Annotated in this window: 14 protein-coding genes and 1 pseudogene; 4 read left to right on the top strand and 11 right to left on the bottom strand. The window is 44.4% G+C overall.

The annotated features are described in order from the left end of the window. Nucleotides 1–8: 8 nt before the first annotated feature. The 7 genes from fdh3B to APB76_RS09540 all read right to left on the bottom strand — a co-directional run bounded on the left by fdh3B (nucleotide 9) and on the right by APB76_RS09540 (nucleotide 7,203). Nucleotides 9–617 (bottom strand): formate dehydrogenase FDH3 subunit beta, encoded by a 609-nt coding sequence (gene fdh3B / locus APB76_RS09570; RefSeq protein WP_004745954.1) that lies wholly within the window; start codon nucleotides 615–617, stop codon nucleotides 9–11. An 11-nt stretch (nucleotides 618–628) separates the two neighbouring features. Beyond that, nucleotides 629–3,484, bottom strand: coding sequence for a formate dehydrogenase subunit alpha (locus APB76_RS09565; protein WP_054963363.1), 2,856 nt, complete (start codon nucleotides 3,482–3,484; stop codon nucleotides 629–631). Between the two features lie 10 nt (nucleotides 3,485–3,494). Continuing rightward, complete coding sequence (locus tag APB76_RS09560) at nucleotides 3,495–3,692, bottom strand: twin-arginine translocation signal domain-containing protein (protein WP_004745957.1); 198 nt, start codon at nucleotides 3,690–3,692, stop codon at nucleotides 3,495–3,497. Between the two features lie 48 nt (nucleotides 3,693–3,740). Beyond that, nucleotides 3,741–4,376 carry a TorD/DmsD family molecular chaperone gene (locus APB76_RS09555; protein ID WP_054963364.1) on the bottom strand — a complete coding sequence of 212 codons (636 nt, stop codon included), beginning with the start codon at nucleotides 4,374–4,376 and terminating at the stop codon, nucleotides 3,741–3,743. A 12-nt stretch (nucleotides 4,377–4,388) separates the two neighbouring features. Next, the gene (locus tag APB76_RS09550; protein ID WP_054963365.1) at nucleotides 4,389–6,050 is read right to left on the bottom strand and encodes a 4Fe-4S dicluster domain-containing protein; all 1,662 of its coding nucleotides are present in this window, start codon (nucleotides 6,048–6,050) and stop codon (nucleotides 4,389–4,391) included. Nucleotides 6,051–6,227: 177 nt separating this feature from the next. Then, a complete protein-coding gene (locus APB76_RS09545; RefSeq protein WP_054963366.1) occupies nucleotides 6,228–6,749 on the bottom strand; it encodes a DUF3306 domain-containing protein in 522 nt (173 codons plus the stop codon). Continuing rightward, complete coding sequence (locus APB76_RS09540; RefSeq protein WP_054963367.1) at nucleotides 6,739–7,203, bottom strand: DUF3305 domain-containing protein; 465 nt, start codon at nucleotides 7,201–7,203, stop codon at nucleotides 6,739–6,741. The genes APB76_RS09545 and APB76_RS09540 overlap by 11 nt, the downstream gene beginning before the upstream one ends. A gap of 243 nt (nucleotides 7,204–7,446) precedes the next feature. On the opposite strand from APB76_RS09540, the gene APB76_RS09535 reads away from it, so the two are divergent. From APB76_RS09535 to APB76_RS09525, 3 genes are all read left to right on the top strand, one after another. Beyond that, on the top strand, nucleotides 7,447–8,265 hold the full coding sequence (locus APB76_RS09535; RefSeq protein WP_054963368.1) for a formate dehydrogenase accessory sulfurtransferase FdhD: 819 nt from the start codon (nucleotides 7,447–7,449) through the stop codon (nucleotides 8,263–8,265). Nucleotides 8,266–8,440: 175 nt separating this feature from the next. After that, a complete protein-coding gene (locus APB76_RS09530; RefSeq protein ID WP_054963369.1) occupies nucleotides 8,441–10,333 on the top strand; it encodes a methyl-accepting chemotaxis protein in 1,893 nt (630 codons plus the stop codon). A 363-nt stretch (nucleotides 10,334–10,696) separates the two neighbouring features. Then, nucleotides 10,697–10,888 carry a hypothetical protein gene (locus APB76_RS09525; RefSeq protein ID WP_049844100.1) on the top strand — a complete coding sequence of 64 codons (192 nt, stop codon included), beginning with the start codon at nucleotides 10,697–10,699 and terminating at the stop codon, nucleotides 10,886–10,888. 135 nt (nucleotides 10,889–11,023) lie between these two features. On the opposite strand, the gene APB76_RS09520 is transcribed toward APB76_RS09525, so the two are convergent. The 4 genes from APB76_RS09520 to APB76_RS09505 all read right to left on the bottom strand — a co-directional run bounded on the left by APB76_RS09520 (nucleotide 11,024) and on the right by APB76_RS09505 (nucleotide 12,596). Continuing rightward, entirely contained in the window at nucleotides 11,024–11,404 is a 381-nt protein-coding gene (locus tag APB76_RS09520) for a SpoIIAA family protein (RefSeq protein ID WP_049844101.1), read from the bottom strand. 238 nt (nucleotides 11,405–11,642) lie between these two features. After that, entirely contained in the window at nucleotides 11,643–11,840 is a 198-nt protein-coding gene (locus APB76_RS09515) for a hypothetical protein (protein WP_054963370.1), read from the bottom strand. 239 nt (nucleotides 11,841–12,079) lie between these two features. Continuing rightward, complete coding sequence (locus APB76_RS09510; RefSeq protein ID WP_049844102.1) at nucleotides 12,080–12,349, bottom strand: Txe/YoeB family addiction module toxin; 270 nt, start codon at nucleotides 12,347–12,349, stop codon at nucleotides 12,080–12,082. Continuing rightward, nucleotides 12,342–12,596 (bottom strand): type II toxin-antitoxin system Phd/YefM family antitoxin, encoded by a 255-nt coding sequence (locus APB76_RS09505; protein ID WP_049844103.1) that lies wholly within the window; start codon nucleotides 12,594–12,596, stop codon nucleotides 12,342–12,344. The genes APB76_RS09510 and APB76_RS09505 overlap by 8 nt, the downstream gene beginning before the upstream one ends. Nucleotides 12,597–13,482: 886 nt before the next feature. Between APB76_RS09505 and APB76_RS09490 the strand changes: the two are divergent. Continuing rightward, nucleotides 13,483–14,244: pseudogene (locus tag APB76_RS09490) on the top strand (IS110 family RNA-guided transposase); the annotation flags it as partial. Nucleotides 14,245–14,299 lie beyond the last annotated feature (55 nt).

The raw sequence follows: 14,299 nt of genomic DNA, 5'->3' as shown, positions 1-14,299 counted from the left end.
CTCCAGTCTTAGCTTTTCGTTGCGTCGTAAGACAGATCGTTACCATCTGTCCAACCAGCGCCTTTAGCACCACGCTCTACAACACGTTGACGGAAGATGTCAGATACCTTCTCAGCATCACCTGCCAAAAGAGCTTTGGTTGAACATAGTGAAGCACACATTGGCAGCTTACCTTCAGCAATACGGTTCGCACCGTACTTCTGACGCTCTTCAACAGAGCCCGCTTCTGTTTCAGGACCACCTGCACAGAAGGTACACTTGTCCATTTTGCCGCGTTCACCAAACGCTTCCTGTTTAGGGAACTGTGGTGCGCCAAACGGGCAAGCAAACAAGCAGTAACCACAACCGATACAAAGATCTTTGTTGTGTAGCACGATGCCATCTTCTGTGTGCTCGAAACAGTCTGCCGGACAAACCGCCATACAAGGCGCATCTGTACAGTGCATACAAGCAACAGAAATCGAGTTCTCACCCGGTTCACCATCATTCAAAGTGACGACGCGGCGACGTTGGATACCCCATTCTAGAGCGTCATCATTTTCGTTCTTACATGCAGTGACACAGCCGTTACATTCGATACAGCGCTTGGTGTCACAAAGGAATTTCATTCTAGCCATTTGTTGACTCCTTAAGCTTTGCGAATGTTACATAGGGTGACTTTGGTTTCCTGCATTTGCGTGACAGGGTCATAACCGTAAGTCGTAGCGATGTTGGCAGATTCACCAATAACGTATGGGTCGGTGCCTTCTGGGTACTTGCCGCGAAGATCTTCACCTTGGAATTTGCCGCCGAAGTGGAATGGAATAAATGCCATACCCGGTTTAACGCGTCGAGTGACCATCGCTTTAACATGGATGCGGCCTTTCTCTGCGCCTTCAACCCAAACCATTTCACCATCTTTGAAGCCAAGGTCATTGGCATCTTTCGGGTTCACTTCAACAAACATTTCTTGTTGAAGCTCAGCTAGCCATGGGTTCGAACGCGTCTCTTCACCACCACCTTCGTACTCAACCAGACGACCCGAGGTTAGGATGATTGGGTACTCACCCGATACATCTTTATCTTGAATCGACTTGTACATGGTTGGTAGACGATAGATAGACTCGCTGTCGTCCCATGTTGGGTAATCCGCAACAAGATCACGACGTGGTGTGTAGAGCGGTTCACGGTGAAGTGGTACGCGATCAGGGAAGGTCCAAACCACAGCACGCGCTTTCGCATTACCGAAAGGAATACAGCCATGCTTGATTGCAACACGCTGAATACCGCCAGATAGGTCTGTCTTCCAGTTTTTACCTTCCGCTGCAGCTTTCTCTTCAGCCGTTAGATCATCCCACCAACCAAGAGATTTCAGCAGTTTGTCACTAAATTCTGGGTAGCCATCTTCAATCTCACAGCCTTTTGAGTAGCTATCTTCGGCAAGGATATTAGTGCCTTCAAATTCAACGCCAAAACGTGCGCGGAAGTTACCGCCGCCTTGAGCCACTGGCTTAGACGTGTCGTAAAGAATATGCGTACCAGGATGCTTCATTTCTGGTGTACCCCAACATGGCCAAGGTAGACCGTAGGTTTCACCATGAGCAACACCACCTTCAGCTTCTAGTGACGTTTTGTGGAATGTGTGCCAGTTTTGTTGGTGCGCTTTTAGACGCTCTGGGCTTTGACCTGTGTAACCGATTGTCCACATACCGCGGTTAAATTCACGGGTAATGTCTTCGATTACAGGTTGGTTGTTTTCCACCTTCACATTCTTAAACAGCTGATCTGCAAAACCTAGCTTCTTGGTCAGCAAGTACATGATTTCGTGGTCAGGTTTTGATTCAAACAGAGGATCAACCACCTTGTCGCGCCACTGAATAGAACGGTTAGACGCCGTTACACTGCCGTACGTTTCGTACTGGGTTGTCGCAGGTAGAAGATAAACGCCATCGGTACGATCATTCATTACCGCTGCAACTGTTGGGTATGGGTCAACGATGACCATCATATCCAGCTTTTGCATTGCCTTTTTCATCTCAACGCCACGAGTTTGCGAGTTTACCGCGTGACCCCAATAGAACATGGCGCGGATGTTGTCATTTTGCTCGATGTTGTCTTTGTTTTCTAATACACCATCGATCCAACGTGACACTGGAATACCCATGTTATTCATAGGCTTTTTGCCGCGATACTCATTTTGATCGAATCGATCTTGAACCCATTTGTGTTCTAGATTCCAAACTTTCGACCAGTGCTTCCAAGCGCCATCAGAAAGACCGTAGTAACCAGGAAGTGTATGAGATAGAACACCAAGGTCTGTTGCACCCTGCACGTTGTCGTGGCCGCGGAAGATGTTCGCACCACCACCCGATTTACCCATGTTGCCAAGCGCAAGCTCTAGCACACAGTAAGCACGCGTGTTGTTGTTACCTGTGGTGTGCTGAGTACCACCCATACACCAAACCACACACCCTGGGCGGTTTTCAGAAAGTAATTTAGCGGTTTTGTATACATCCGCTTCAGACACGCCAGTGACGCGTTCAACTTCCGCAGGGCTCCACTTGGCGACTTCTTCACGGATTTCATCCATACCAAATACGCGTTGACGGATGAACTCTTTGTCTTCCCATTTGTTAGCAAAAACGTGCCACAAAATACCCCAAATGAAAGCAACGTCTGAACCAGGACGAAGCGAGACATAGTGATCCGATTTTGCAGCAGTACGGGTGCGACGCGGGTCAGCAACAACGATCTTACAGTTGTTTTTCTCTTTGGCGATCAGGATGTGTTGCATTGCAACTGGGTGTGCTTCTGCAGGGTTTGAACCAATGAATAGCATCGACTTACAGTTATGCATGTCATTGAACGAGTTAGTCATCGCGCCGTAACCCCAAGTGTTTGCGACACCTGCTACGGTTGTTGAGTGACAGATACGTGCTTGGTGGTCAACGTTGTTAGTACCCCAAAGTGACGCCATCTTACGGAACATGTACGCTTGTTCGTTGCTGTGCTTCGCACTACCTAGCCAGTAGACAGAGTCAGGGCCAGATTCTTTGCGAATATCGAGAACCTTGTTACCGATCTCTTCTATCGCTTGATCCCAAGAAAGCTTCTTCCACTTACCGCCTTCAAGTTTCATCGGGTACTTTAAGCGACGTTCACCGTGTCCGTGCTCACGTAGAGCAGCGCCTTTCGCACAGTGTCCACCAGCGTTAAATGGGTGGTCAAATGCGGGCTCTTGGCCTGTCCATACGCCGTTTTGAACTTCAGCGTAAATACCACAACCAACAGAACAGTGAGAACAGATAGTACGTTTGATCTCTGTTTTTGCATTAGGATCAACAGCTTTCGCTTCTGCTTTTTTGATCATGCCGGGAGCAAACAAACTCGCACCAACGACAGCGCCACCAGCAGCAAGCGAGCTGTTTTTCATGAAGGCACGTCTCGATACCCCTAACTGATTCTGTTCTTTGCTCACGTTATCGGAGCGTTTGACTAATTTCATTGGTTAGCTCCTATAGCGTTTCGTAGTAGTCACGAATATGTTGAGTTTCGTGATAACCCGTTTTCTTTTCGTCTTGCTTCACTTCTACAGATTCTGCAGCGCTAGCCACTTTGGTAGTGCCAGCGACTACGGCTCCAGCGACTGCTGCGGTCGTTAAGCCTTTGAGAAGATCCCTACGGCTTTGATTTAACTCTTTATTATCTTTCATTATTGCTTCCTTACCCTTTTTAGTAGGTATTGCTATCGACGTGAGACGTTATTGCTGAGGCTGCTCATACTCAGTCACGTTTTTCACATCAATTTTTAATTTGGTTTTGCTGTTTTGTAGATTGGCACTGAAACGCACCTGCTCTAGCGTCATAAACGCGTTCGTCAGTTCGGCTACGGCCAAGTAAAAGCTCGCGTTCTTTGCTTCTTTTACTTGTTTAACCAGAGAGCTGAACCATGTGCCTAAATGTTTGTTGAAGAACACTTGCTGTAGCTCTTCCTCTTCTTCGGTGAGTACAGACATCACTTCACAGAGTGCAGAAAAATGATCTTCTGGCTCCTTTACTTGCTCTTCTCGCTCTAAGCCAAGAAGCCCATGATCATGACGAATAGACGCAAGCGGCTTCTCCATTAGTGACCCTGTTAGGTGCCAAGAAGCAAAAGGCACGACTTCACCACGACCAATGCCGATAAATAGCTCTTGGTATTCATCTTCTAGCTGCTCTTGGCTGCTTTCGATTGCTGCTGATTTTACTTTGTGCCAAGCAAGCTGCATGGCGCTTTCTGCTTGCTCTGTCTCTAGTTGGGACAGGAAAGCGATCAGTTCAGTTGATGGCTGCTGACGGTATAGTGTTGACAGCAGTAGGTAGATATCTGCACGAATTGTTTGTTGTTGATTATCCATCGTACTCACACCTTAATAATTCAATTGTTTGGTTGGGTCTTCTGCCATGGACTCAAACATGTCCACCACTCGGCAGTCTTCACACATAGCAATACGATTCAGAGCTGCTTCATCGGCAAAATGAGAGTGACCGCGTAACTTATCTTGTAGCATGTCAATCATCGACTGCGGTGCAAAAGGTTTGTGGCAGCGTACACACTCGGCTGCTTTTTCCTGATGGATGACTTGGGCTTGCTGGCGACTCTCTTTGTCCCAGTTCATACGAGGCGTCAGAGTCAAAACTTGTTCAGGACACGCTTTAGCACATAGCCCACATTGAATGCAGTCTTGCTCGACGAATTGAAGTGAAGGAGAAGATCCATCGGTGTGTAGTGCTCGGGTAGGACAAACCGCGACACAACTCATACACAAGGTACAATCTTTACTTTCACAGCTGACATTACCGTAAGGCGCACTTTCTGGCAGTTCAACGATGTTCTCAACAGGAATACGAGCTTGTGCGAGAGAATCCAGTGCGGTGAAAAGACGTTGACGTTTATTCCCTTGAAGATCGCCCAATGCCAAATCAAACGATTCGGTGCAAAGTGTTGGTGCCGCTTCTCTCAGCGATTCTAGATAAAGAATATCTACGGTCTCTTTTGCAATGCCGAGCTGAGTCAGTAATTCTTGCGCAGTAGCCACTTCGTTATTGAGGACACGAAGGATGGTTTCTGGCATAAAACGACTGGCAGCAAACAGTACTTGAGTTGCCCCATTCACTAATGCTGCAAACCACGAATCAATTCCAACTGAAGGCAATTCTTCTACAACAACAGGAACCACATTATCTGGTAGTGCTTTAAGCGCCATGACGTTGTATTGTTCATGGCGTGAGCTACAAATTAAAACAATAGGATCTTGCCCGCCCGCTTGCTCATAGTTTGCTAGTGTGCGTTCTATGAATTTCTGGGTTTCTTGCGGAGTAGGAAGCGCGTAATGAATCGCCTCTGTCGGACACGCGGTTGCACAAGTGCCTACGCCTTGACAAAGGTAAGGGTTAATTTCGATTCTATGCCCTGTTTTATCTGTACCTTCACTAGACAATGCACCTGCTGGACAAGCATCAACACATCGCTCACACCCTTTCACGCCACGAGAGCTATGCGCACATAAGTCTGTGTCTAAACGAAAGAACTTTGGTTTATCAAACGTGCCCATCAGAGTCGGGATCTCTTCCAGCGCCTCTGCGAGTTTTGGATAACCGCGCCCCACTGGGTAATAGCCAGGTACTGGGACTTCTTCACTCATACAGCTGCTAAGGCACAAGTCTAGAATGATATCGAAGCAATTATTGTTGATAGCAACCTGCGCAAGATTACTTTCAATTCCGTTGTTTTCGGTAACGACGGTAAACGTCCCTAGAAAACCCGATACTTGAACTGAGCTGGCAAAATAGAGGTTGTTAGACTCACCTTTCTCACCGTCAGTAGAAAGCAAGGTGATACTTTTTAACTGCTCTAACTGAGCAGCGGCGCTCTCAATAATGGATGTAGGCCCCACGATGAGTGTATTTCCGCCACTGTCATAGCTGACGGTTGGTGGAATAAGATTGGTTAGCTCAACGGTATTCTCAAACGCATAGCGTCGCGCCTTTCCGTTTGCCGATGTTGATTCTTGTAGTAGTTCTTTTAGCATTGCTCTGTTCCAGTAGAACGGAATATTCACTTAGGCGAGTAAAAGCAATTGCTGTACCAACTTTATATACCCATTAAATCAATGCTTTATGGTAATTCGATGACCAATTACACAATAAAAAAACGGAGTGAGACAATTTATCCCACTCCGTAAATTGATGATTTAGTCAAAATGTACCTATTCTTTGTGTGGTATATTTTGTCCCACTGTTTCCGTACTTTCTATCGATTGCGATGAATCGCTTATAGTTTGTTCTTTAACTTCTTCATGCTTAGCTAAGTCATCATCACTGCTTGTCATCTGAGTATTATTGTCTACCTCTTCTTCATCGGATTGCATCCAATCACGAAGCTTTTCAGCAACATCTGAAGAGAGGCTTTTTACCGCTTTATAGTCGTGGTCATAATCATTCAATCCATCGATTTCACTAAACTGACCCGATAGGAACAGCTTCCTTAGCGCCGCTTTTTTTACCGCAGACTCAGCTTCTGACGTGAGAAGTGAGGCGATGTTCGTCTCAGGTTGCTCAGCAGCTTCAACCTCTTGAGTACTTGGTTCTAAAGCGGTTTCAGGCTCCCCTGCTGTCTCTGACTCGGCAAAGACGACATCTTGATCGAGCTCGGCTAAAGGCTCATCCTGAGGAGCATTTTCACCTTCTAACTTCTTTTTAGACCAACGATTAAAAAAACTAGTTGCCACTTGCTCTACCTGCCCCTTTACGTTTTTTGCGTCTTTGTTCTAGTAACTCCCCGTGACGACCTATAAAGGCTTCCATCCACGCTTGAACAGGGAGTGGCATATCATTAGAAAGCACCAAGTAATCGCCATCCATATACTGGCCTGCAACACTTTGTGACGCCGTAAGCGTAACGATGTTTGGCGTCTCATCAGAGTCGACATTGTCTAAAACCAAAAATAGTTTTGGCTGAGTTGAGCTTAGGTTAAATCGATAATCGGTGCGCTCATCTCGGTGTAATTGAAGCAAGGCAACCGTTGCCTTTGTTTCATTTGGGGTAAGGTCGAATGAAACTAACTGCCATTGCGTCGTCGTCCATAGGCCTGTGGCGATTTCATGTGCGACGAGTTGGCATTCAATTGGCCATAGCTCTTCAGATTTTTCTACTTTTTCAGTCACAGTTTGATGTTTTGACATGGTTCACCAGCGTCGAATTTGATATTTAATGGATTTACACAAATCACCTAATTAGAGTTATATGCTCATGCTGCAAGCAATATCTGTACCCATAACTGACTTGCTCTATATTCAACCAATTTAGTTGAAATTTCTGACTGAGATGGCGTTGGTTTGTCAAAATTAGAGGATCGACAAATAGGAACGCTAATTGCAAGCAACAAGTAGCAAAAATAATACTGAGAATTTAGATAGGAAACGTCTGTGGTTAAACCAAACATTATTAAAACCAGTGAGAACCCTTTGCAAACCATTGAAGTAGAAGTGTTTGATGAATACGGTGAAAGGCTGACCAAGCAGATCGCCTGTGAACGCCCTCTTACGGTGATGCTGAACTGGAAAGAAGTCGTAACCTTAATGACGTTAGGATCTCGTCCTGAGTCCTTGGTTCTCGGATATTTGAAAAACCAAAGCTTTATCAGTGCTCCTGAATCGTTGGAGTCTGTCATTATTGACTGGGAGACGCACACAGCAGCGGTAATCACTAAAGAAGACATTCAACAAGTCGAAAGCGCACTCAAGAAAAAGACCGTCACTTCTGGCTGCGGGCAAGGAACCATGTATGGCAACGTGATGAAGCAGCTCGAAGGCTATCAGGTTCCTCAAGTCCCTCTCAAGCAATCTGAAATCTATTCCGCGCTGGAAGCGTTAACTCATTACAACGACACGTATAAAAAAGCGGGTGCGGTTCATGGTTGTGCAGTGTGCAAAGGTAATGAAGTCCTTTCTTTCGTTGAAGATGTGGGTCGTCACAATGCCGTAGATACGTTGGCAGGTGAAATGTGGCTTAATCAAGAGTCTGGTGAAGACAAGATTTTTTACACAACTGGTCGCCTTACTTCTGAAATGGTGATTAAAGTGGCGCAAATGGGGATACCAGTTCTGTTATCTCGCTCTGGTGTTACGCAAATGGGGTTAGAGCTCGCTGAGAAGTTTGGCATTACCACCATTGCTCGTGCAAAAGGTTTACGTTTTCAGGTCTTTACAGGTGCCAGCAAGATTGATTTCGACGTAAAAGGCTAATCTAGTCATCGTTCCTACCACATATTAAACGCATCGCCTGGGTGCGTTTTTTTATCTCTCGAAACTTGCAATGACGCGATGCACTGCTATTAGTTTTATATATGTGTCATAAATATTTTATAAAATTGTCATATAAGTAAGCTACCGACGTCACTAGGCTATCAGGGAGGTGTTCATGGACGATTCTCCAGGCACTCAGCATTCTAAAGGCTTTGCTTTATCTATTCGCGCAAAACTGTTTCTTATTAACGCCATGCTGTTAATTTTTGTTGGCCTCTACGGCTTTGTGGAGCACTCTAGCCTCGAGCGACTCCAGTCCTTAGAGCATGCTGCGAGCCAAAACCTCGCTAGTGAAGTCGATCTATTGATGCTAAGACGCCATGAGAAAGACTTCTTAGCACGTAAAGACCTTAAGTACCCAAAGCGATTCGATTCAACATTTGATCAAATGACGGCACGTCTAGCAGACTTGTCTAATACCTTGGTGCTCAACGATCTTGACTTCACTTCTTCGACCAAAACAATTTCGCAGACACTTGAACAATATCAAGCTCAGTTCCATCAACTGGTTAATCAAGTCAATCTGCTTGAAGGAAAAGGCAGCGAAACAAGTTATATCAATCAGTTGGAGCAAGCTCGCCTTGAACTAAGACAATTGGCCGTTGAGCAACGTGACATTAACTTAAAAGTCGCCCTATTTGAGTTAATGGAAGCGGATTTTCGTTATCTATCCGATATATCGAAAGAGAGTGAAACTCTTCTGGTCAATGCGCTAAGTCAGTTTGAATCGACTGTCGGGCAATACCCACCGATAGCGAATTACTTCTTTAACTATCGCTCAAAAGCGGATCAACTGATCAATGCTAGAACGTTACTAGGCTACAGCGCTAATGAAGGTTTACGGGGGCAATTGAGAAGCAATGTTCATAATACGGAAGAAGAAATTGCCTCTTTGCAGTCTACTATTGTGCAAGAAATATCATTAGCGACGGTACAAGTTAAGCAGCAGCTGCAAATAATCGGCTTAGTCATGGTTACCCTACTCTCTTTACTGCTGTTTATGATTGGTAGAAGTATCCTTAAACGGATCAAAATCATTAATACCTTAATGAAAGATATTGCATCAGGCAGCGGCGATCTCACCGTCAGGATGAACGCCAAAGGTAATGATGAACTAGCTCAATTAGCTAACTCATTCGATACCTTTGTCAGCCAGTTACACACGCATATAAAAGATGTCGCCTCGGTGATGGAAGTACTCAGTGAAAGCTCATGCAGTTCTGAACAAGCGGCTTCGAAAAGTATGAAGAACGCCGAGCAGCAGAAGCTGGAATCTGAGTCCGTCGCTACCGCCGTCAATGAGTTGGTCATGACGACTAATGAGATCACCGCGAATATTGAGTCTGCAGCGCACACTGCCGAGCGCGTGAAAACAGAAGCACAGAATGCGCTAGATATGACACATGCAACAGGCGACCGAATTGATGTGTTAGCGGCAAGTATCGAAGAATCTCAAACCCACGTTGTTTCACTTGAAGAGCAAAGTCGAGAAATCAATCAGGTGGTTTCTACAATTCAAGGCATTGCGGAACAAACCAACCTGCTTGCACTTAACGCCGCTATAGAGGCAGCTAGAGCGGGTGAAAGTGGTCGTGGCTTTGCTGTAGTGGCTGATGAAGTACGTCAGCTGTCATTAATGACCAATGACTCTACTCATCAAATAGAATCAACAATTCAGTCACTGACTCAGGGTATTTCGCAAACGGCCAATCAAATGGCAACCAGCGCAGCTCAGGCAAGAACGACCAACGAACACACTCATAAAGTGGTGGAAGCCATTGAAGGTATCAGTGAGCAGATTGGCGAAATGTTTGATATGAACACACAAATTGCGACTGCCTCTGAGGAGCAATCAATGGTCTCTGCTGAAATTGACCGCAATATCACTGAAATTGCGCATTTGGCGGGCAACACCTTTGAGGTAGTGTCTGGCTCTGTAAGATGCAGCGAGCAAGTGTCGGGAGTTAGCCATAAACTAGAGAAAATCGTCGCGCAATTTAAGTATTAGAGAAACTAACATTTCTATTTTTAAGCATCTGCTCAATCTTGTTCAAACAAGATTAGAGCAGACTTAATTTAAAATGAGAGCGTTGGTAGTCCGTCTATAACAGTTTGCTAGCTGATCTGTAAGGAAATATTTCATCATTATTTCGTACCCTTAACAGTAGAACCAAAACTATTGGCTTAATGTCACAAAATAACCACCTAACCTAGAACTACAACTACTATTACAACTCACTCTTATATAAATAGGGAATGGCTAAATATATCGCATCGCTTGTATAAACCGAAGTAATCTAATAGACAATTGATTTCATAAAAATATAGGCTATGCTTTAGCCCTAAACGCAATGAATCTAGAGGGATAAATATGGACAAGTTACTCGCGTCTGCACTTGAGTATAAACAAAGAACTATGGTCACTAGTCTGTTTGCGAAAAATGGCTTTAAAATCGCAACAACTGATTTTGATGATGTTACCTTTGAACGAGCGGAAACTCGAGTTAATGTACGCTTTGACCTCTCTTCAAATGTCGAATCCATATCAGTAACTAAGCAATAAGCCCCTTCAACATAAGCTCTAGCTGGCAACCTATGACTAACTGCCAGCTAACGCCCTGCTAGTCAGACCACCAGAAGCACAGAGCAAACTTTAAGTCAATTCACAGAGCGTTGGCAGTTCGTCTTGAGCAGTTTGTTATTCGGTTAACCATTGTGCTGCCGACTCGTAGCTACCAAATGACTCGATTTCACCTGATATAAACCAACTGCCTATTTTGGCAGCTAACTCCTGCCAGTTCTTGTTACCATAGATAGCGATTTTCTCAATGTTAAAGCCAACCTTTAATCCAAGTTGAAAGTCGTCCCATGCAGCCCGTAGCTCCCAGCCAGAAAACTCCGTGATGTCGACTAACATTTTTATATGCTTGGAGCTGATACCCTCTAGGCTAGAATCCAAGACTGGAACAATTGCTTCATAGTCTTCGTGAGTGAGTTTACCTGTAGCCTTAAACACCAAAACAGATTCCGAACCAATACGTTCAATACCCAATGTGATTCCATGACGTTCTATACCCATAGCGAGTACCTCTAGTTGGATTGACTCATACAGCTTAGGATAAGCAGCCAATAAAAGGTGAGACCTAATTACCAATTTTATGCTGAATTTCAATGAGTAACACAACGCCCTGCTAGGAGGCCGGAAATATACTAAAAAATGCAAGTCTACCACCGTACACACTGAGCAAACTATGAAGTAAATTCTCCGAACGTTGATAGTCAGTCTTGAGCAATTTGTTAGGCTAATTTTCGAATCTTTAGTACTTGCGCAGGCTTAAACGTTTAACCTTTCTATAAATAAACGATAGTGAGGCATATACAGAAACAAACAGCACAAAATCAAGGATAGCTAGTCTTAGGTTAAACACATCAGAAAATAGGTTATACGTAATTCCAAACTGAGCCAGCACAAGCTTAACGAGAAACACAGATATAAAGATAATGACAATACTCATAACGTTACTCTAGAAAGAACAAAGTATGGCGATTTTATTCTCCCAAAACCAAATAGCAACAGATTGCATGACCACTCATTTGAGACTGCGATTCACATACCAATTAGCCTAACGCGGTGTTAAGTGGTGAGCAACACACTACTACACTCAATAAAGCCACCTTAATCACCGCACCAACATTTCCGAGCTTTGGTAGTCGGCCTTAAGCAGATTGTTATGTGCCGGCCGCTGAACCTGATTTAGTAGTGGTAACGACATGAAATTATCGTTATCGCTTGATCATCGACTGCATAAACAAGCCTGTTGGTATCGTCAATACGACGAGACCAAAAACCAGATAAGTTCTCTTTTAACGGTTCAGGTTTACCAATGCCCTCAAAAGGAGAACGCTTAACATCATTGATGAGTTTGTTGATGCGCTTGAGCGTTTTTTTGTCTTGCGTTTGCCAATACAGGTAGTCACCCCAAGCGTCGTCAGTCCACGACAGTAAACGTTGACTACTACTCATCAATTAAATCTCGTGCCGTTGTTTGACCAGCACGATACTGTGCAATCGAGCGGTTTAGGTGTTCAGCATTTTGAGGAGAGCGTAGTAAGTGCACTGTCTCCATTAGGCTATTGTAGTAATCTAAAGACATAACCACAGCATCTTCAGAGTCACGGCGTGTAATGACTGTTGTATCTGCGTCATTAACTACACCGTCTAAAACAGCTTTAAGACCATTTCTAGCTTCAGTAAAAGATACGATTCTCATAAGAACCTCCACATGTACATTTAATGGAACAAGTATAGTCTTCAATCTCACACTTGTACAGTAAATTGGACATGCAATATTGATACGGCAACTAACGCCCTGTTAAGTGGCTGCTAATGCCACAAAAATCAAACCAGGCCACCATAAACACTGCCGCTAACCGGAACCAAAAGTGCCACAGGTTAGCAGTCTGACTTCCATTGATTGTTAGGCATAGCACGCAAGGCCCAAAAACCAGTATGCAAACCAAAGTATATGAACAATCATAAAGAGGACTTGGATAAAGGCTGGAAGATCGTTTTTACCTTCATTGTTCAAAACATATGTCGAATAGGATAATGACTGACAATATGCGATAACTGCTGACCCCAAGCCATATCTGATTATGTATTGCACAAACTCCATTTCTTCCGGGTTCGTCGAATCACGAAAGACTAAAACCAAAGTAGCAAATGCAAACGAAATAGCCGGGAGTTTGAAAGCTCCCCATTTACTAATGTCAAATACAGAATCCGGTATACTCATCTTTCCTCCGTTTTGCCTAACGCCCTGTTAAGGGGTGAGCAACGCAATACAAGAGCCGCCGCATACCACCTTAATCACTAAAACCAACGCACATTAAAAATGCCACGCGTTGTGAATCACTCTTAAACAGTTTGTATGGATAATTTCCTTATCCAATTTACCTAATTTAATGAGTTTCGGATAATGTGAGACCCAGGCTTTAGCTGCAACTAAAGCTTTCCATGTAGTAGTTCGATTGAACGCTGGCTCCTCTATCGAGAGACCGATAACAAACATGAACACTGCATAGGACTCCAAGCACAAACCTCGAATAGTCGACTGGGTCTCGAACCCGCATTACGCAAGCATGAGTTAGCTTATTATGAATACCAAAATGAACCAAAGCATCAACGTCGGAGTTGATACAGGCAAAACACAATTAGACATCCACATTCGACCTTTGGACATGTTTCTCTCGGTAGAAAATAGTGATAAGGGAATCAAGGATGCACTCAAGGTCATTAAAAAATATAGCCCTGAACGCATCGTTATCGAAGCAACAGGCCGGTTAGAGATGCCATTTGTACTGGCTTGTGCCGAGGCTAATTTGCCAATAGTTCGAGCGAACCCAGTGCATATTAAGCGCTTCGCTGGAGCAATTGGGCGTAGAGCCAAGAATGACCGTTTAGATGCTGAACTCATCGCACATTATAGTGAGGCGCTCAAGCCTGCACTAACCGTTATAAAAGCAGAAAACATAAGATTAATGAGTGACTTAGTCATCCGTAGAAATCAGTTGCTATCCATGCAAACCATGGAGAAAAATCGCATTCAGATACTCCCTAAGTGCCTACATTCAACCATCAAACCGATGCTTACAGCAATGAAAAACCAAATCACACAGATTGAAAGCAAGCTGATGAAGCTCATTGAAGAAAGCCCCGAGTACCAAGGAAAAAATGCAATTTTACAAAGTGTGCCTGGGATCGGAAATATCGCAGCTGCCTCAATCATAAGCAACGTTCCAGAGCTTGGTTACATTACCAACAAACAAGCGGCTTCTCTAATTGGAGTAGCCCCGATTACAAGAGAAAGTGGCCGTTACAAAGGTAAACGAATCATCCAAGGAGGCAGAGCCCAAGTAGGCTTTGTTGCTTAAATCGATGGAACTAAATCAAGAAGCTACGATCTGATCGGCT

Source organism: Vibrio bivalvicida (genome assembly GCF_001399455.2).
Taxonomy (GTDB): domain Bacteria; phylum Pseudomonadota; class Gammaproteobacteria; order Enterobacterales; family Vibrionaceae; genus Vibrio; species Vibrio bivalvicida.
The sequence above is the reverse complement of the archived record's forward strand: the minus strand, read 5'-3'. Positions and strand labels throughout refer to the sequence as shown.

What these genes read in the sequence shown, in the direction of transcription:
- fdh3B (WP_004745954.1), bottom strand. Translation starts at nt 617, where the DNA reads ATGGCTAGAATGAAATTCCTTTGTGACACCAAGCGCTGTATCGAATGT.
- APB76_RS09565 (WP_054963363.1), bottom strand. Translation starts at nt 3,484, where the DNA reads ATGAAATTAGTCAAACGCTCCGATAACGTGAGCAAAGAACAGAATCAG.
- APB76_RS09560 (WP_004745957.1), bottom strand. Translation starts at nt 3,692, where the DNA reads ATGAAAGATAATAAAGAGTTAAATCAAAGCCGTAGGGATCTTCTCAAA.
- APB76_RS09555 (WP_054963364.1), bottom strand. Translation starts at nt 4,376, where the DNA reads ATGGATAATCAACAACAAACAATTCGTGCAGATATCTACCTACTGCTG.
- APB76_RS09550 (WP_054963365.1), bottom strand. Translation starts at nt 6,050, where the DNA reads ATGCTAAAAGAACTACTACAAGAATCAACATCGGCAAACGGAAAGGCG.
- APB76_RS09540 (WP_054963367.1), bottom strand. Translation starts at nt 7,203, where the DNA reads ATGTCAAAACATCAAACTGTGACTGAAAAAGTAGAAAAATCTGAAGAG.
- APB76_RS09530 (WP_054963369.1), top strand. Translation starts at nt 8,441, where the DNA reads ATGGACGATTCTCCAGGCACTCAGCATTCTAAAGGCTTTGCTTTATCT.
- APB76_RS09525 (WP_049844100.1), top strand. Translation starts at nt 10,697, where the DNA reads ATGGACAAGTTACTCGCGTCTGCACTTGAGTATAAACAAAGAACTATG.
- APB76_RS09520 (WP_049844101.1), bottom strand. Translation starts at nt 11,404, where the DNA reads ATGGGTATAGAACGTCATGGAATCACATTGGGTATTGAACGTATTGGT.
- APB76_RS09515 (WP_054963370.1), bottom strand. Translation starts at nt 11,840, where the DNA reads ATGAGTATTGTCATTATCTTTATATCTGTGTTTCTCGTTAAGCTTGTG.
- APB76_RS09510 (WP_049844102.1), bottom strand. Translation starts at nt 12,349, where the DNA reads ATGAGTAGTAGTCAACGTTTACTGTCGTGGACTGACGACGCTTGGGGT.
- APB76_RS09505 (WP_049844103.1), bottom strand. Translation starts at nt 12,596, where the DNA reads ATGAGAATCGTATCTTTTACTGAAGCTAGAAATGGTCTTAAAGCTGTT.